Annotated in this window: 13 protein-coding genes and 1 tRNA gene; 1 reads left to right on the forward strand and 13 read right to left on the reverse strand. The window is 59.1% G+C overall.

The genetic code is table 11. From position 1 onward, the window contains the following. Positions 1-10: 10 nt before the first annotated feature. A tRNA-Gln gene (locus A37O_RS0101475) sits at positions 11-82 on the reverse strand. A gap of 172 nt (positions 83-254) precedes the next feature. Next, a complete protein-coding gene (gene gltX / locus A37O_RS0101480) occupies positions 255-1736 on the reverse strand; it encodes a glutamate--tRNA ligase (protein WP_026196030.1) in 1482 nt (493 codons plus the stop codon). Positions 1737-1883: 147 nt separating this feature from the next. Between gltX and A37O_RS0101485 the strand changes: the two genes are divergently transcribed. Then, complete coding sequence (locus A37O_RS0101485) at positions 1884-2999, forward strand: isochorismate synthase (protein ID WP_026196031.1); 1116 nt, start codon at positions 1884-1886, stop codon at positions 2997-2999. A gap of 8 nt (positions 3000-3007) precedes the next feature. Here the strand turns inward: A37O_RS0101485 and A37O_RS0101490 are convergent, their stop codons facing one another. The 11 genes from A37O_RS0101490 to A37O_RS0101540 all read right to left on the reverse strand — a co-directional run bounded on the left by A37O_RS0101490 (position 3008) and on the right by A37O_RS0101540 (position 16553). After that, entirely contained in the window at positions 3008-3589 is a 582-nt protein-coding gene (locus A37O_RS0101490) for a class I SAM-dependent methyltransferase (RefSeq protein WP_018295718.1), read from the reverse strand. Then, entirely contained in the window at positions 3576-4367 is a 792-nt protein-coding gene (locus A37O_RS0101495; RefSeq protein ID WP_026196032.1) for a fumarylacetoacetate hydrolase family protein, read from the reverse strand. Before A37O_RS0101495 ends, A37O_RS0101490 begins: the two co-directional genes overlap by 14 nt. 54 nt (positions 4368-4421) lie before the next feature. After that, complete coding sequence (locus A37O_RS0101500; RefSeq protein WP_018295720.1) at positions 4422-4991, reverse strand: 3'-5' exonuclease; 570 nt, start codon at positions 4989-4991, stop codon at positions 4422-4424. Continuing rightward, a complete protein-coding gene (locus tag A37O_RS0101505; protein WP_018295721.1) occupies positions 4991-6841 on the reverse strand; it encodes a DUF294 nucleotidyltransferase-like domain-containing protein in 1851 nt (616 codons plus the stop codon). Before A37O_RS0101505 ends, A37O_RS0101500 begins: the two co-directional genes overlap by 1 nt. Before the next feature lie 40 nt (positions 6842-6881). Continuing rightward, on the reverse strand, positions 6882-8360 hold the full coding sequence (locus A37O_RS0101510; protein ID WP_018295722.1) for a cell wall-binding repeat-containing protein: 1479 nt from the start codon (positions 8358-8360) through the stop codon (positions 6882-6884). A gap of 94 nt (positions 8361-8454) precedes the next feature. Next, positions 8455-9471 (reverse strand): 3-isopropylmalate dehydrogenase, encoded by a 1017-nt coding sequence (locus A37O_RS0101515; protein ID WP_018295723.1) that lies wholly within the window; start codon positions 9469-9471, stop codon positions 8455-8457. Between the two features lie 43 nt (positions 9472-9514). Next, positions 9515-9709, reverse strand: a complete 195-nt coding sequence (locus A37O_RS0101520) for a YbdD/YjiX family protein (RefSeq protein WP_018295724.1) — start codon at positions 9707-9709, stop codon at positions 9515-9517. 14 nt (positions 9710-9723) lie between these two features. Then, positions 9724-12012 (reverse strand): carbon starvation CstA family protein, encoded by a 2289-nt coding sequence (locus tag A37O_RS0101525; protein ID WP_018295725.1) that lies wholly within the window; start codon positions 12010-12012, stop codon positions 9724-9726. Positions 12013-12189: 177 nt separating this feature from the next. Continuing rightward, on the reverse strand, positions 12190-13773 hold the full coding sequence (gene serA / locus A37O_RS0101530) for a phosphoglycerate dehydrogenase (protein ID WP_018295726.1): 1584 nt from the start codon (positions 13771-13773) through the stop codon (positions 12190-12192). An 82-nt stretch (positions 13774-13855) separates the two neighbouring features. Continuing rightward, positions 13856-14743 (reverse strand): hypothetical protein, encoded by an 888-nt coding sequence (locus tag A37O_RS0101535; protein ID WP_018295727.1) that lies wholly within the window; start codon positions 14741-14743, stop codon positions 13856-13858. Continuing rightward, positions 14712-16553, reverse strand: a complete 1842-nt coding sequence (locus A37O_RS0101540) for a GmrSD restriction endonuclease domain-containing protein (protein WP_018295728.1) — start codon at positions 16551-16553, stop codon at positions 14712-14714. The genes A37O_RS0101535 and A37O_RS0101540 overlap by 32 nt, the downstream gene beginning before the upstream one ends. Between the last annotated feature and the right edge of the window lie 17 nt (positions 16554-16570).

A 16570-nucleotide genomic window follows, 5' to 3' on the forward strand; every position in this document is an offset into this window, starting at 1 on the left:
TGCTCTGCAGCTGGCCTACCAGGACTCGAACCTAGAATGACGGTACCAGAAACCGTAGTGTTGCCAATTACACCATAGGCCAATCGTTTTCCTTCGCTTTGTTCTCACCTGGCTGGTGAGCACTTGCTCTGAACAACGTTGATAACTATAACCAGAACTACCGATTAAGACCAAATCGGCTGGTCACAGCACATAAATTACGCGTTTGTAATTCTGGTATAGCCATTCAACGAAGCGAAAGAAACTAAAAGAATTTAAGCTTCAGCCGTGTAAGGCGTCTGCTCGCGGGCAGCCTTCAGGCGCGCCAGGGTGGATTCGCGGCCCAAAAGCTCCATGGACTCAAACAGCGGTGGAGAAATAGCCTCACCCGAGATGCCCACACGCAGGGCGCCGTAGGCCACGCGAGGCTTGAGCTCGAGATCGTCGATAAGCGCCTTGGACAGTGCCGCCTCGATGTTCTCGGTGGTCCACTCCCCGACCCCCTCGAGCGCTGCCATGCCCACCTCGAGAGGCTGAATCGCAGCCTCCTTGAGGTTCTTCTTTGCGGCCTTGGGATCCAGCACGATGTCCTCGTCGTCGGTGACAAGGAACTTCAGCAGGCCGTAGGCCTCGGAAAGCGTCTTGATGCGGGTCTGCACGAGGTCCGCTGCGATGGTGAACTTCTCGTCCGGGTAATCGGCTGGGAAGTCGGTGTACTCGCTCAAGTAATCGCGTAGGCGCTGCTTGAAGTCGGCTGGCTCGAGCAGACGAATCTGGTCCGCGTTGATCGCTTCGAGCTTCTTCTGATCGAATCGTGCGGGGTTACCCAGAACGTCCTTGACGTCGAAGGCTGCGACGAACTCGTCGACGGAGAAGATGTCCTGATCGGCAGAGAGCGACCAGCCCAACAGTGCGAGGTAGTTGATCATGCCCTCGGGGATGATGCCGTTGTCGCGGTGGTTGAAGAGGTTGGATTCAGGGTCGCGCTTGGACAGCTTCTTGTTGCCCTGGCCCATCACGAATGGCAGGTGCGCAAACTGCGGGGTGAAATCGGTCACGCCGATGCGCTGCAGTGCCTCGTAGAGTGCGAGCTGGCGTGGCGTGGAGGACAGCAGGTCCTCGCCGCGCAGGACGTGGGTGATCTGCATCAGCGCGTCGTCGACAGGGTTGACCAACGTGTACAAAGGCGCACCGTTGGAGCGGGCAACCACGAAGTCAGGCTGGGTCTCCGGCTTGAACTCCATCTCGCCGCGCACCAGGTCGGTCCACGCCCAAGTCTTGTGTGGCATGCGCAGGCGCCACACCGGCTGGCGGCCCTCAGCCTCATAGGTCGCGATCTGCTCTGCGGTGAGGTCGCGGTCGAAGTTGTCGTAGCCCAGCTGTGGGTCACGGCCAGCAGCCTTGTGGCGCTCGATGACTTCCTCGTTGGTGGAGTACGCCGGGTAGACCTCGCCTGCATCTTTCAGCTTCTGCAGGATATCCGCGTAGATGTCCATGCGCTGCGACTGACGGTAAGGGGCGTGCGGGCCACCCTTTTCCACGCCTTCATCCCACTCGAGGTTCAGCCACTCAAGGGCATCCACGATGGCCTTGTAGGAGTCCTCGGAGTCACGTGCAGCATCGGTATCTTCGATGCGGAAGACCAGCTTGCCACCGGTGTGGCGGGCATAGGCCCAATTGAACAATGCGGTGCGCACCAGGCCAACGTGCGGGGTTCCAGTGGGTGATGGGCAGAATCGTACGCGTACTTCAGTCATGCGCCCTATGGTACAACCCCGGGCCTGCGCATTCTGCGCCAGCTCGCGTTTTCCATCAGCGATATTCCCAGAAGCAATAACAAACCTTTGATTGATTCTGCGCCCCTGTGGCATTGAGCCGATCAATGCGCGCTAGACTTCTGTTCCATGTGTGCCAACCGTCCCTCAACTGCGCCCGATTTCTTGTTATCTCGGGCGCATGGCTCTGTGCGCACCCAGGGAGCAAAAACCACGTTCACCGATCCCTGGGAAGCCATCGATGCGCTCAAAAACGGCCAAGTAGAAATGGTTGTCGGCGCGCTCCCCTTCGACCGGAGCGCACCTGCCGCGCTGACCGTCCCGGAGACCATCGTGCGCGAATCGGGCACGCTGGAACCGCATCCTTATTATCGCATCGGCCAGGGCTCCACGCTGCACGCAAGTGTTTACGGCTTCGACCCTGAGCCTTCCGAGCACCTGCGCCGCGTCGAAGCCGCGGTCGAGACCATCAGGCGTTCCGCCTTGAACAAGGTGGTGCTCGCGCGCGCGGTGGACATCGAGTTCAACCCACCCGTGGATGCCCGCCTCGTGGGTGCCCGGCTGATCGATATGTCCTATACCCGCGACGGTTTTATCGCCGATCTCACCCCTGCCGGCAAGCCCGGACACATGCTCGTGGGTTCCTCCACCGAAGTTTTGGTGCGCCGCGAGGGTAACCAGGTCACCTCGTACCCGTTGGCAGGCTCGGCCGCACGCAATATCTACGACCGCGACGTCGACGAGGCGAAGGGCCGCGCGCTCTATGAATCGGCCAAGGATCTCGACGAGCACGCCTACGTCGTCGACCACATCAGGGACATCCTCACCCCGCTGTGCACCGAGCTGGAGATCACCGATCGTCCGCAATTGCACAAGACCAACGAGATGTGGCACCTGGCCACCCCGATTCGTGGCGCGCTGAAAGAGCCAACCCCAAATGCCTTGGAATTGGCTCTGCGCCTCTACCCCACCCCGGCCGTGTGCGGAACTCCGCAAGACGCCGCCGAAGCCTTGATTACCACCGCGGAATCGGATCGCTCCTTCTACGCCGGCACCGTGGGTTGGTGCGACTGCTCAGGCGACGGTGAGTACATGGTGTCGATCCGTTGCGCCGAGGTTAACGGCGAGGGTACAATGGCCCGCGCCTGGGCAGGCGGCGGGCTGGTCGCGGAGTCCGACCCCGAGGCTGAGCTCGAGGAGACCTCCGCGAAGTTGCGCACGATTATGCGGGCTCTTGGCCTCTAACCAGGGCTTTAAGCCCTAGTAGCTACCAGCACCAAATCTGTGCGGTGATGCGCGCCAGCCCCGTGCGTTTCTCCCCGATCCACGGTAGAAAGCTGCGGCGCTGGGAACTCGTCGCCAAGCATCTCTGCGACCTGCTGCGGCGACAAAATCGCGTTCGGCTCATCGAACTGATGGTGCACGAACAGCAGCGTACCGCCGGGCGCAACAAGTGACGCGAGCGTATCGACGATCTCCTGCGTGGCCTCCAGCGGGATGTACATCGCGGAGACAAGGTCGAAGCTCGTGTCCGCGAATTTCTCGGCTGTGCCTGCAAGATCAAGCGCGAAGAGCGGCGCATCGGTGACCTCGCGGGCGCGGTCGAGCGCACCCTGAATCGGATCGGTGCCGATGACGTCCCAGCCAGCCTTGGCCAGCCAGGCGACGTCGGCGCCCTCCCCGCAGCCAATGTCAAGGGCGGTGCCTGGAGTTAGCTTCTCGGCCTCGCGGACGAGAGTGGTATTCGGATTTCCCGACCATTTCTGGCCCTCGGCGTAGAACGCGTGGAAATCCTCGGCGGCGTGGCCCGAGTGGGAGTGGTTATGCTCGCTCAACTGGGTTCGCCAGCTTTCCGATGCCAGGAATCTCAACTTCGATGCGATCGCCGGGGAACATTGCCGCGGTGCCTGCAGGCGAGCCGGTGCAGATGACATCGCCTGGCAGCAGGGTGATGGAAGCGGTGATGAATTCGAGGATCTCGCCCAGCTTCATGATCATCTGGTTCGAGTTGGAATCCTGCTTGGTCTCGGTGACGCCATTCTGAGTCAGGTGAGCCTTGATGGGCAGGTCATCGAAATCAAACTTATCCAGGTCAGTCTCGATCCATGGGCCGAGTGGGCAGAAAGTGTCAATGCCCTTCGCGCGAGCCCACTGGCCGTCAGCGAACTGCAGGTCACGGGAGGAAACATCGTTAACAATGGTGACGCCGGCAATGACCGAGCGCCAGTCCTCTGCCTTGACGTTCTTGCATGGCTTGCCCACAACGAGCGCCAGCTCGCCCTCGAACTCAACCTTGGTAGCAAAATCTGGGATCTTGATGGCAGCCTCAGGGCCGATGACAGCTGTCGGCGGCTTGATGAACAGGGTCGGTGGCAAGTGCTCTGCGGACTCCTTGAACACCTCCTCGACGTGATCGGCATAGTTGCGGCCGATGGCAATGATCTTGCTTGGCAGCATAGGGGCTAACAGGCGGACTTCGTCCATCTTCCACTCCTTGCCGGTGTACTCCGGCTCGGTAAATGGGGTGCCCGCAATCTGCTTGGCGGTAGTAGCTTCGTCGTTGATGACCGCAAAGGTCATTCCTTCTGGTGTTGCAATTCGTCCAAAACGCATGAAACGTACAATACCTCAACGGCCCGACACTGCTGCGACCGAGCTGCGACAAGCTCAGGCTGTAATAGCCAAATACACCTCAGCACACGCCAATGCATCTGTCAGCGCGTTGTGATTTTTATAGTTCGGCAATCCGTAGCGCCCGCGCACGCGGGCCAGGCGCAGATCCTCACCGCGCGGGTAGGTGGCCATGCGCTCCATGTGGCGACGCTCCAGCTCGAAGGTATCAGTAACCTGATCCTCTCCGAACTTCCACGGCTTTCTCCGGACTCGGCGGTGCAGCTCTGAGATAAAGCCCGTTTCCATCTGAGCGAAGTGCGCAAGCAACGCGCGCGATTCTAAGGCCGTCTCAAACTCCTCGAGAACCACCTCGGGGGCGACACCGTGGTTGGCGATGTCGTCGTCAGTTACGCCGTGCACCAACGCCGAGTCGCCGACCGAAGCTCCGGCGAGAACGAAGTAGCCTGCCCCGGAAAGATCGATGACGCGATCGGTCACCGGCACCCATCCGATGGACACGAGCTGGTCGCGTTTTGGATTGAGCCCCGTTGTTTCCACGTCGACTGCAAGAAAGCGTCCCGGCTCAATCTCGCCGCGGTCCTTCCTGCGAAACCTGTCCAACATCAGAAGTTCCTCACTGGGTACTTGTTGCCCAGAGCGTTTTGCATTCCCTTGATCACGCCGAAGGCTTCGCGGAGGTTCTCCCGGTCACCGACAGGCAGTTCTTTCGGATCGATCCGGTAGTTCGGTTTTTCACCCGCGCGAATCTGCTTCGCCTGATGACGCACCGTCAGAATTTGCAGGTAGTCAAAGGCATCAATGAGATCGTCGGCACCCTTTTGCGACACACTATTGCCCGCAGAGGCCTTCAAGCGCTCCTTCGTCTCCACCTCTTCGCTGCCCGCCGAGATGGCATACAGGCGTGCCATTTGGACCACGGCGGCAATCCCGCCCTTTTTAATATCCAGCGTGTCGGCGTACTCGCCGGAGCGCTCGACCACGAGCCCGCGAAAGAATCCAATCGGCGGTTCGCGGTGCGCGGCGAGTCCGGCAAGGTGCGCATGGAAGCGTGTCGACGATTTTGCGGCCAACACAGCATTACTGTGCACCCCGCGGGCCATCTGCTCATCACCGGCGAGCGCGCGGAAATCGAAGAAGATCTGTGCATTGAGCACGGACTCGGATTCTAGGGCTGTGACCCAGTGGTGAAATTTCTTATTCCACTGCGTCACCGTCATGCGCCATTCCGGGTTCGAGGCCATCATATTGCCAGGGCACAGCACCTGACCAGCGGCATCAAGACCCACGCAGACGAACTCCGACATCTTGGCGAAGTACTCTCCGTGGAGCTTCTCGTCGTAGGAATCGTCCAGGACAAGGGCGTTGTCTTGATCCGAGGCCGGCCCCATCTCGCGGCGGCCCTGTGAGCCCACTGCCACAAACGCATAAGGAATCGGCGCCGGGCCGATTTCTTCCTCGATCAGGGCAATCAATCGGCGTGCAACGGTATCGGCCACACTCGTCATCAGGCGCTGAGCCTCTTCGGCGGTGGCTCCCCGATCGATAAAACGAGCGGCGACGTCGGCTGCTCGTCGATAAGCGCCTTTGAGCTCTTCGTACGAACTGCGCGCGAGATCCGCCGTGAGATAAATCGGGTCGTCTTGGAGCTGCCGGAAGATATCACCGCTGGTGAGTACGCCGACGACCTCGCCATTATCCACGACCGGGAGGTGGTGAATGCCCATCTCACTCATGACCAGCATCGCCTGGAAGGTGAGGATATCCGTGTCCACGGTGCGAGGATTCGGAGTCATGACATCGGAGACAATCGACTCGGAGCTCAAGCCCTGGGAGACGACGCGGGTACGCATGTCCTTATCGGTGAGGATGCCCTCAAGGCCGTTGTCAACGATAACTATCGACGAGACGTTCGCCTCCGTCATGATCATCGCGGCCTGGCGCAGCGTCGCATCGGATGTAACCGTGACGGGCGGGCGACTTTGAATCAGCTTGGCTATTGGGGTGCGCATCAGCTCGGCCGCGGAGCTATCGCGCACCTCGTCTGCCGCCGCCTTGACCCGGCGCGACTGCGAGGTGAAATACACCTTCGTCTCCGGGTGGGACGCGATCAGCTCATTAAAGTCATCGCGGGGCAGCTGCAGCAACAGACAATCCTCGACCGCGACCATACGGTAATGGGACTCGGGATCTCCGACGAGCGTGGAATAGCCGAAGTTGCGGCCTTCCTCGCGACGGTCCAGGAGGAGGTCGTCGGTGCTGATGACGTCTACGGCCCCGGAGCGGATGATATACAGCGCATGGTTTTCCTCACCCGGGGAGATGATGGTGTCGCCACGCCGGACGTACGACATTGTCATCTTCCTGGGCAACGCATCCAGTGTTTCGTCCGGGAGGTGCGCAAATGGTTCCTGTTGCGCGAGGAAGCCGCGGACTTCTTCGAGTTCGACGCTCATGGGGTTAGGTTAGCGCACCCACGAGCGTGTTTATCGGGTTTTACTGGTACGAGACGAACCACGGACGCGGATCGACATTGTTGTAGGTTTCCTCCGGGGTAAACGTTGGGGAATCCTCATCCTCGAAGTTCTTCCAGGCCATGAAGTAGTCGGAACTTAAGCCCTGGCGCATGGCATTCCAGGTATCGAACTTGTCATTCGGACTACCGTGCCCATCGGCGTGCAAGATAAACGCAAGCTCAGGGTGATCCGTGTTGATCTGGTCGCGGTCGCGCAGCATCTGCAATTGGAACTGGTGCAGGATCAGCCCCTTTTGCGGCAGGTTGTTCTCGCGGGTCAGCTCGGCGAGCCAATCAGCGACCTCGTTGATCTCGGCCGCCTCGGCATGACCAACTTGCTGAAGTGGCTTTTCGCCCGGGCCGATCTTCCACTCGGGATCAAGTGCAAGTCCCACGTTCGGGCGCTTGAGCAATTCTTCGTAGCGCTTTGCCTGATCCAAGAAGCTGGCCTGGCCTGGTTGTAGGTCGAGGAAGGCGTAGCCGCCGGCTTCGGTAATCGCATCGATATAGCCGATGAATTCCTCGGGGTCACCTTCGTTGGAGTAATCGCCATCGTCGCCGGGGAACTCGGAGGCAACTGTCACGATGATCTCGAACGCGGGAAGCACCGGCTGTTCCTCTAATGCTTGATAGTCCTCGATCATCCCCTCGAGGCGATCGACGGCTTCTGCAGGGGGTTGCTCCCCCATCATGCCGAGGGAATCACCTGAAGGATGTCCGTAGAGTGCGACCATGCGGCGACCCGGGAACAACAGGCCTCCGCCACCGGGGAGCTCGCCATTGTTGGCGAGTTCAACGCGCTCACCGAATTCTTCGCTGGAGCCAAATTGGGCGCCCAATGCGAGGGTGTCTTGTTCGGTGACCGTGCGCATCGACTCGGAGGTCTCTCGCGGATCCGGAACCGATAGGACTTGAATCTCTGCACCTGCGGCTGCCGCCGTTGCAGCTGCTGCGAGCGAGGTGTGAGGGGTGGCCAACATCGGTGGCATTTGCAAGTCGGAGGGTTCTCCGCCTTCCTGGGCCGCGATTGCTTCCACAGCACTGTCGCGAGCCGCAGCGACTACTGGTTCCGTGTCTTCGAGGGCTCGATCCTCGCCGGGGACCTCGATGACCTGGGTCGCCCCGAGCCTTTCAATTTCCGCATCGACCGCGGCCTCATTGCCCGTCAAACGCGTCAGCATCGGCGCCCCCTGCTGCTTTGCTACCGCCGCGGCCTGAAGCTGATCGGACAGTTCATAGGTAGACACCACCACAACATCGGAGGATTCGAAGAGACGAGCTGACACTTCCGCACCCGATCCGTCGGGATCCGTCAGCACTTCGGGGCCGCTGGTGGCCAGCTGGGGCTTTTCCTCTTGCGTCGATTCCTGCGCCCCCGAGCTGTCCCCGCTTGCACAGGAGGACATCACCAACGCACTGGAAACGATCAACGCGGTTAAACCAAGCGTATTCGAACGCATGAGGCCCCTCTTCCTACTGTTACTCTGCACTACATAAACAAATGCACTGACGCCAAACTAGTGGCATCAGTGCATAAGTTTTGACCTATGTAGCTTACTTCAGAGCGTCAGCAATCCGGTCACCGACCTGCGTCGTGACGATCTTTGTTTCACCACGGTTAGAAACATCCTGCGCAACGGCTTCTTCGATACGCACCGCGTTGTCCTCGTCGCCCAACCAGCGCAGCATCATCGCGACGGACAGAATCATTGCCGTTGGATCAGCAATACCCTGGCCTGCGATATCAGGTGCGGAGCCGTGGACCGGCTCGAACATGGATGGGTTGGTACGCGATGCGTCGATGTTGCCCGAAGATGCCAGACCAACACCACCGGAGACCGCACCGGCGAGGTCGGTGAGGATATCGCCGAAGAGGTTATCGGTCACGATGACGTCGTAGCGCGCAGGATCGGTGACCATGTAGATGGTCGCCGCATCGATGTGGTTGTAATCAACCTGCACCTCTGGGTACTCCTTAGCCACGTCATCGACAGCGTTTTGCCACAACACACCTGCGTTGACCAAGACGTTCTTCTTGTGCACCAAGGTGAGCTTCTTGTCGCGCTGCATTGCCAGATCGAAGGCGTAGCGCACGGTGCGCTCCACACCGTAGCGGGTGTTCTGAGACACCTCAGAAGCCACCTCGTGCGGGGTGCCCTGACGCAGGGTTCCGCCGTTGCCGGCGTAGAGGCCTTCGGTGCCCTCGCGGACAACGACGAAGTCGATGTCGCCTGGGTTAGCCAGCGGGCTGACCGAGGTTGGGTACAACTTCGAAGGACGCAAGTTGATGAAGTGATCCAGGGTAAAGCGCATCTTCAGCAGCAGTCCACGCTCGAGGACACCTGGGGTGACCTTTTCAGGATCGCCGATTGCACCCAGCAGAATAGCGTCGTGCTCGCGCAGGCTGGCTAGATCGTCCTCGGTGATAAGTTCACCATTGCGCTGGTAGCGACGCGAACCAAGATCGTACTCCGTGGTTTCAATATCGTCTCGCACAGCGTGGAGGACCTTGAGGCCCTCTGCCATAACCTCGGGACCGATACCGTCGCCGCCAATAACCGCAATCTTCATATTGTGGGATTCCTTTCTCACCTGATGGACACTAGTTGTCAGTCTAGCAGCATCTGCTCTGCGGGTTGGCTTCTTGACGAGCCCAACGTTCCTTCCAGTACTCCCGCTCCGTGGGCACCTCCTGGTCGGGGTGGTGCCGAGACAGATGAGCGCAGTACTTCGAGTAATCGTTATCCCCCATCAGCTCCTTGAAATACCAGGAAACTGACGAGGCACCCTTCTTGAGTGCGTCAATCATGATTGCCTCTCTTCCTAGTTTTCCCCGCTACTACCCTGGGTAATACCGAGCTCCTGCATCATCGCCTTTTCTTCCTGCGTGGCCGCCAATCCGCGTGGCACGAAGGTCTTCGATGGGGTGTCGGGTTCTTCCGTGGTGCCCACGTGTTCGCCACGACTACGTGCTTGGATTGCCCGCACACAGACAACAAATGCCGATGCGACCACGATCAGGACGAGAACCGCGAAGAGCACCGACAGAATGCCCTGGACCATGGTGTTGCGGACGACCGCATCGATCGCTTCCGGAGTTGCAGCACCTTGGAAGGAATCCAAGCCCTGCGCTTGTGCTTCCTTGTAACGAGCATGCTGCGCAAAGTAGCCAATGGACGGATTCGAGTGGAAGATCTTCTGCCAGCTCGCCGTCATCGTGACAACCAGATCCCAGACCAGTGGGATCAACGGGATCCAGGCCCACTTATATAATCCCTTTTTCACCAGGACGACCAGCACAAGGGATAGGGCCATAGCCGCCAATAGCTGGTTCGCAATACCAAAGAGTGGGAACAAGACGTTGATGCCGCCCAGTGGGTCGGTCACGCCCATCAGCAAGATTGCGCCCCACAACAGGCAGACGACGATGGTGGAAATCCAGTTGCCGAAAGTCCATGTTGGGTCCTTGAACTTCGCCAGACCCGGCAGGTTGGACAAGGTGTCGGTCATCATGAAGCGGGCCACGCGAGTGCCGGCGTCCACGGTGGTGAGGATGAATAACGCCTCAAACATGATGGCGAAGTGGTACCAGAATGCTTGCAGAGCCGGGTTGCCCAAGATGTCCGTCAGAATCTCTGACATGCCGTAAGCCAATGTCGGGGCGCCACCGGTGCGAGAGACGATAGTCGCTTCACCGATTGCTTGTGCTGCGGCATCCAATTCGCCAGCGGTGATGGGAGTGCCAGGCAGATCGAGCGTTGCGACGAAGCTTGCAGCTCCTTCAGAAGTGCCGCCGGTCAGCGATGCTGGCGCATTCATGGCGAAGTACTTGTGGCGATCAATCACCACAGCGGCGACGAGTGCCATCACTGCGACGAAGGATTCCATCAGCATGCCGCCATAGCCGATCGGACGCATCTGAGATTCCTTCTCGATCAGCTTCGGAGTAGTACCCGAGGAGATCAATGCGTGGAATCCCGAGAGCGCGCCACAGGCGATGGTAATAAACAGGAACGGGAACAAACTACCCGAGAACACCGGACCATTGCCCTCGATGGCGAAGCTTGTGATCGCCGGCATCTGGACCTCGGGGCGATTGATCAAAATCGCGATTGCCAGCAGGACAATCACGCCGATCTTCATGAACGTCGAGAGGTAGTCACGTGGTGCAAGCAGCAGCCACACGGGCAGAATCGCTGCGACAATGCCGTAGCCGATCAGCGCGAAGGCAAGTGTTTCCTTCGACCAGGTAAACATGGCAACGCCCCACTCGGTGTCAGCGACGTAGCCACCGCCAATGATGGCCGCGAGCAACAAAACAACACCGATGATGGACACTTCCGTCACCGCACCAGGGCGAATGTAGCGCTGGTAGACACCCATGAACATCGCAATGGGAATGGTCATCGTGATGGAGAAGACGCCCCATGGGGAATCCGCCAATGCGTTCACAATGATCAGCGCGAGCACCGCGATGATGATAATCATGATGACAATCGTGGCGAGGATGCCGGCGGCGCCACCGACGCGGCCCATCTCGTCGCGAATCATTTGTCCCAGGGAACGCCCACGACGACGAGTGGAGACCCATAACACGAGGTAGTCCTGCACCGCACCGGCGAAAATCACGCCGAAAACGATCCACAATGTACCAGGCAGGTAACCCATCTGGGCTGCCATTACAGGACCGACAAGTGGGCCAGCACCGGCGATTGCCGCAAAGTGGTGGCCGAAGAGTACTCGGCGATCCGTGGGGACAAAGTCTTTTCCGTCGTCTACATACTCCGCCGGGGTGGCACGCGCATTTTTCGGCTTGACCACCTTGTATTCAATGAGACGGGAGTAGAGCGAGTAGCCAATGATGTACGACCCGATGGCTGCAAAGACCAGCCATACCGAGTTAATGGTTTCGTCTCGGTTGAGCGCGATTGCTCCCCAACCTAAGGCTGCTAGGACCGCACACACGGCGATAATGATGCGCTCTGTCGTGCCGATCATCTTCTTGGGACGAATACCGACGACATGTTCTTTGCCGTCAGCGGTGACCGATTTTTCGATTCTGTCTTCGAGATCTTTGTGCTCGCCGACTGGTTCGTTGGTCTTCGTACTCATTTACGACACTCCTTTCCGATACTTTCCACGGTTGCAATAACTCAATAAGTGACAAAACTCGGCCGGTGAGCCGAGTCACAGTAATATTGCCATACATAACCGTAAAAAACAGCGTTTTCCCAGAAACATTATGTTTCTGGGAAAACGCTGAAAAAGCGAGTGTGATTAATTCAAGAATTAATCCAGGTTGATCTGCAGCGACTCAGCGCCGAGGGACTCAGCGATCTTGGCTTCCAGATCAGCTGGTACCTCTGCCTCGACACGCAGGACCAAGACGGCACCGTCGCCCTTGGTGGTCTGGGTCAGAGCAGCAGCCTCGATGTTGATGCCGGCGTCGCCGAGCTGGGAACCAACCTTGCCCAGGGCACCTGGCTGATCGGTGTAGCGCAGGAAGAGGTTGCGTCCAGCTGCACGCATATCCACGCCACGACCGTTGATGCGAACGATCTTTTCCACGCGCTCAAGGCCGGTCAGGGCGCCGATGACGGTGGAGACTTCACCGTTTCCGGACACTGCCTGAACCTCGAGGATGGAGCGGTGCGACACGGACTCGGTCTCGGTAGCAACCGAGTACTCCAGGCCGCGCTGCTCCGCGATCTGAGGCGCGTTCACGAACGTGACAGGCTCTTCGGTCACGCCGGAGAACAGGCCACGGACAGCGGACAGACCCAGTGCGTCAACCTTTTCGGTGGACAGCTCACCGCGTGCGGTGACCTTGAGGGAGACAGCTGCGTCGTCGAGAAGCTTGCCTGCGAGCAGACCGAGCTTGCGGGACAGGTCGAGCCATGCTGCGACCTCTTCGCCCACAGCACCGCCGGAGACGTTGACTGCGTCTGGGACGAACTCGCCAGCGAGTGCCTTCAGAACGGAAGCAGCAACGTCGGTACCAGCACGGTCCTGTGCCTCTTCGGTGGATGCGCCGAGGTGAGGGGTAACAACGACCTCTGGCAGCTCGAAGAGTGGAGAGTCGGTGGAAGGCTCGGTGGAGTACACGTCGAAGCCAGCGCCGCGGATGTGGCCGGACTTGATGGCATCTGCGAGAGCCTGCTCGTCAACGAGGCCACCACGGGCAGCGTTGATGATGATCTGACCCTTCTTGGACTTAGCAAGCAGCTCAGCATCGAACATGCCGGCCGTTTCCTTTGTCTTTGGCAGGTGGATGGTGACAAAGTCAGAGGTGCCCACCAAAGTGTCCAGGTCAACGAGCTCAACGCCGAGCTGAGCTGCGCGGGCTGGGTTCGCGTATGGGTCGTACGCAATGACAGTGGTGTCGAATGCCTGCAGGCGCTGAGCGAACAGCTGGCCGATGTGGCCGAAGCCGACGATGCCGACGGTCTTGCCGAAGATTTCTACGCCCTTGAACTGGGAGCGCTTCCACTCGTGCTCACGCAGGGTCTGATCCGCAGCTGGGATCTGACGCGCGGTGGACAGAAGCAGTGCAATTGCGTGCTCGCAAGCGGAGTGAATGTTCGAGGTGGGTGCGTTGACAACCATCACGCCACGCTCGGTAGCAGCGTCGATGTCGACGTTGTCCAGGCCAACACCCGCACGACCGACGATCTGCAGCTTAGAGGCTGCCTCGAGTACCTCTGCGTCAACGGTGGTTGCAGAGCGAACCAGGAGTGCATCAGCTTCAGGAACTGCGGCGAGGAGCTCCTCGCGGTTCGGACCGTCTACCCAGCGCACCTCCACAGCATCTCCGAGTGCATTGACGGTGGATTGGGCAAGCTTGTCTGCGATAAGCACGACGGGTTTGGTCACGTAACTGCTCCTGAAATCGATCTCACTAAAAGATTTGGTAGATGACGAAAATAGTTTAGCCCCCAAGGCCGATATTTGCCTATTAATTCGGCATGTAAATGGCCTCAGCACCGCGAATGCGTGAACGCAATTCTTCATCGGTGCCGAATTCCTGCCCTAGCGCAAGCAGTGGTTGGTCCTCGAGTCCCACCATCGTCATGAAGGTTTCATCCGAGGTCACCGGATTGGGATCATCAACTACGTCCACGTCGGCGCCGTAGCTGCGAGCGTTGACCACCGCCGCGAGGTCGGATTGGTGCGTGGCAACCACTTTCGGGGCCATATCTGCATCGCGCGGACTCGATGCCGGGACCGCGGCCGCCCGCGCTTGGGGTGCAACTTCCGGGTCCGCCCAGGAGGCGCGCAGCCACTTTTGCTCCTGCTCTCCCACAGACGCCACTGCTTGTACTGCATCGTCGGGGCTTTCTACAACAACTTCATCGAAGGCGTAGGCAGTCATGGTGCCCAGAGCTTCCAACCCACCTGGGTCGCGGATCACGGACACGGATCCTGATGCCGGAGCAAGAGACACCTTCCCGACGGTCAAGACAGTGTGGGCTCCCAGGCGACGGATCTCTTCGACCACCTCGCGGTGCATTTCGGGCTTGTACACCAGCATCGGCGCATGCGTTACCAAAGCGACTGACGCACCACGCAGGGCGGCCGCAGTAGTTTCATCAACAACGACCAGAATTTCCGAGGATGGAAAGAACAACTGCGACGTTTCAAATCCGAAGGGATCCTCCACGACGACGGGGTGCTGAGCAAAGTCCGCCGACACCGACCTGTTCTGGTTGTGCACACGCGCCTGCTCGTATGGGCCGAGCGGTTCAGCTGGCGCGCACCCCGCAATCAGCGTTGCTGTGGCGAGGAGACCTGCAAGAAAGCCACGTGGGTGGCTAACTTTCCCCCTGGCCCTGTGCTGCTTCACCTGTTTTCTCGGATCCTTCTGCTACTGCTTCATCATTGGGCGCGTTCTCGGGCGCGCCATTCGGTTCTACATCACGGATAACCGGCTTGTCCATGGCATATTCCACGATGCCGAGGAAACGCTCCCACCGATCTTGGAAGAATGCCTTCCAATTGGAGCTAAACAGGTAGCTCGGTTCCATTTCGTGGGTGCTCAGAACGTCATCGAACTCGTCGTCTTCCATGATCGACTTTGCTTGGATGCGGCGCAGGTAACGCTTCGGTTCCCCACCGTCGACGACAATCTCGGTCCGCTTGCCCATTGGCGTGAGGTTCAAAACGGAATGCGCAAGTTGATCGTCCACGCCGATCTGCTCGCAATACTGCAGTGGGAACACGTGGAAGTAACCCGGCTCGAGCTCGTCGTAGGTTTCCGCAGTGAACTCGTCGCCGGTGCGCAGATCTTTGGCACCGCGCGCCATGAGCAGTGCAAAGAAACCGCGGTATACGCCCGATTCAGGGCCAGCTGTAAGCAACCGGGATTCATGGAATTCTGCGTCATTGAGTGACTTCGGTACCTCATCGGTACCGCTGCGGATCCACTCGGTAACCTGATCCACATCACGACCGGAACGAATGGTTGGGGACGCCGCTGCGTAGAGCTCGCTGAACACGACAGACCAGAACCACTGACTGACACGGTCGTTGGCCTGCTTGGACTCGAGGAGCCCTGGGGTTTCTGCAAGGCGGGCCAAGATCACAGCCAAAGGCACGAGCTGGGTTGTGTAGGGAACTTGGTCGGTGGTGAAAATACGGCGCTCTGCCAAAAACTCCGCCGTATTGGCGAAAGCCTGCTTCAGATCTTCCGCGGCCCCCAAGTATTCGTCGAGGGTGAGGTTGAGAATATCTCCTCTATGCCCCATCGCCTGGCCTTGCCTGCTAGTTACCAGCAGCGCAACCGCGCGGAGGAACTGCATCCGTCCAATCCCGTCGAGGGCGCGGAACTGGCGCAGGTAGTCAGAGATTTCTGCCCAGTGATCGGCAAGGCGGAAATTATCATTGGACTTGGCAAACACCGCGGTGAGCAGTTCGAAAACGTCCATCGGTTGGCCAATAGAGTTGGCCTGCGCGAAGATCTGGCCGACGCCACGCTGAGGTGTGTCGCGGTCAAGGCGCACCATGGGAATGTCATAGGCAGTCAATCGGCGCAGAACACTGTTATGGAATTTTTTGACAGCGGTGCGGATCTCGGGATCGTCGGTACTCGCGGCCATCTCGAAGAGGAGATCATTTCCCTCCTCGCCGAGCAGCGAAGACACGGGAACGATGTAGTTTTCAATCATCTGCTCCGTGGTCTGGACACCAGAGGGAATCGACGGACCGAAGTGCGACCGGATCCTCCCCTCACGGTCGACGGTAAAAATCGCTTCATCGGTTAACGGGTCCGTTGAGGTAGCAAGACGCACATCGACGAAGAACTTGCGATCAATCGGATTGCCAAGGTGATTGAGAGTCTGGACAAAACCTTCTCCCTGCAGCGAGTGGTACAACGCTGTGACGCGCTGCTGCCCATCAAGCAGCAACAGGCCGGGTGCGACACCACGGTCTGGGGCACCTGCCACCGGGCGCGGCTTAAAGGGAGTGTCGGTGTTGCGCGTATCAAGAGCGAGCAGTGAACCAACCGGGTATCCACGCAGCACGGTAGCAACTAGTGAGCGGATCCGGTCGATGTCCCAGCTCACCTCGCGCTGGAAATCAGGGATTTGAAGTTCGGATCGATCAATTCGTTCGAACAGGTCAGTCAGCGAATAGCTTGGCGTAGTAAAACCCATGGTGCCTAGCTTAACGG

This window comes from Corynebacterium lubricantis DSM 45231, assembly GCF_000379425.1.
Taxonomy (GTDB): Bacteria; Actinomycetota; Actinomycetes; order Mycobacteriales; family Mycobacteriaceae; genus Corynebacterium; species Corynebacterium lubricantis.

Excerpts from the sequence above, each read along its gene's own strand:
- gltX (WP_026196030.1), bottom strand. The coding sequence starts at position 1,736 with ATGACTGAAGTACGCGTACGATTCTGCCCATCACCCACTGGAACCCCG.
- A37O_RS0101485 (WP_026196031.1), top strand. The coding sequence starts at position 1,884 with ATGTGTGCCAACCGTCCCTCAACTGCGCCCGATTTCTTGTTATCTCGG.
- A37O_RS0101495 (WP_026196032.1), bottom strand. The coding sequence starts at position 4,367 with ATGCGTTTTGGACGAATTGCAACACCAGAAGGAATGACCTTTGCGGTC.
- A37O_RS0101500 (WP_018295720.1), bottom strand. The coding sequence starts at position 4,991 with ATGTTGGACAGGTTTCGCAGGAAGGACCGCGGCGAGATTGAGCCGGGA.
- A37O_RS0101505 (WP_018295721.1), bottom strand. The coding sequence starts at position 6,841 with ATGAGCGTCGAACTCGAAGAAGTCCGCGGCTTCCTCGCGCAACAGGAA.
- A37O_RS0101510 (WP_018295722.1), bottom strand. The coding sequence starts at position 8,360 with ATGCGTTCGAATACGCTTGGTTTAACCGCGTTGATCGTTTCCAGTGCG.
- A37O_RS0101515 (WP_018295723.1), bottom strand. The coding sequence starts at position 9,471 with ATGAAGATTGCGGTTATTGGCGGCGACGGTATCGGTCCCGAGGTTATG.
- A37O_RS0101520 (WP_018295724.1), bottom strand. The coding sequence starts at position 9,709 with ATGATTGACGCACTCAAGAAGGGTGCCTCGTCAGTTTCCTGGTATTTC.
- A37O_RS0101525 (WP_018295725.1), bottom strand. The coding sequence starts at position 12,012 with ATGAGTACGAAGACCAACGAACCAGTCGGCGAGCACAAAGATCTCGAA.
- A37O_RS0101540 (WP_018295728.1), bottom strand. The coding sequence starts at position 16,553 with ATGGGTTTTACTACGCCAAGCTATTCGCTGACTGACCTGTTCGAACGA.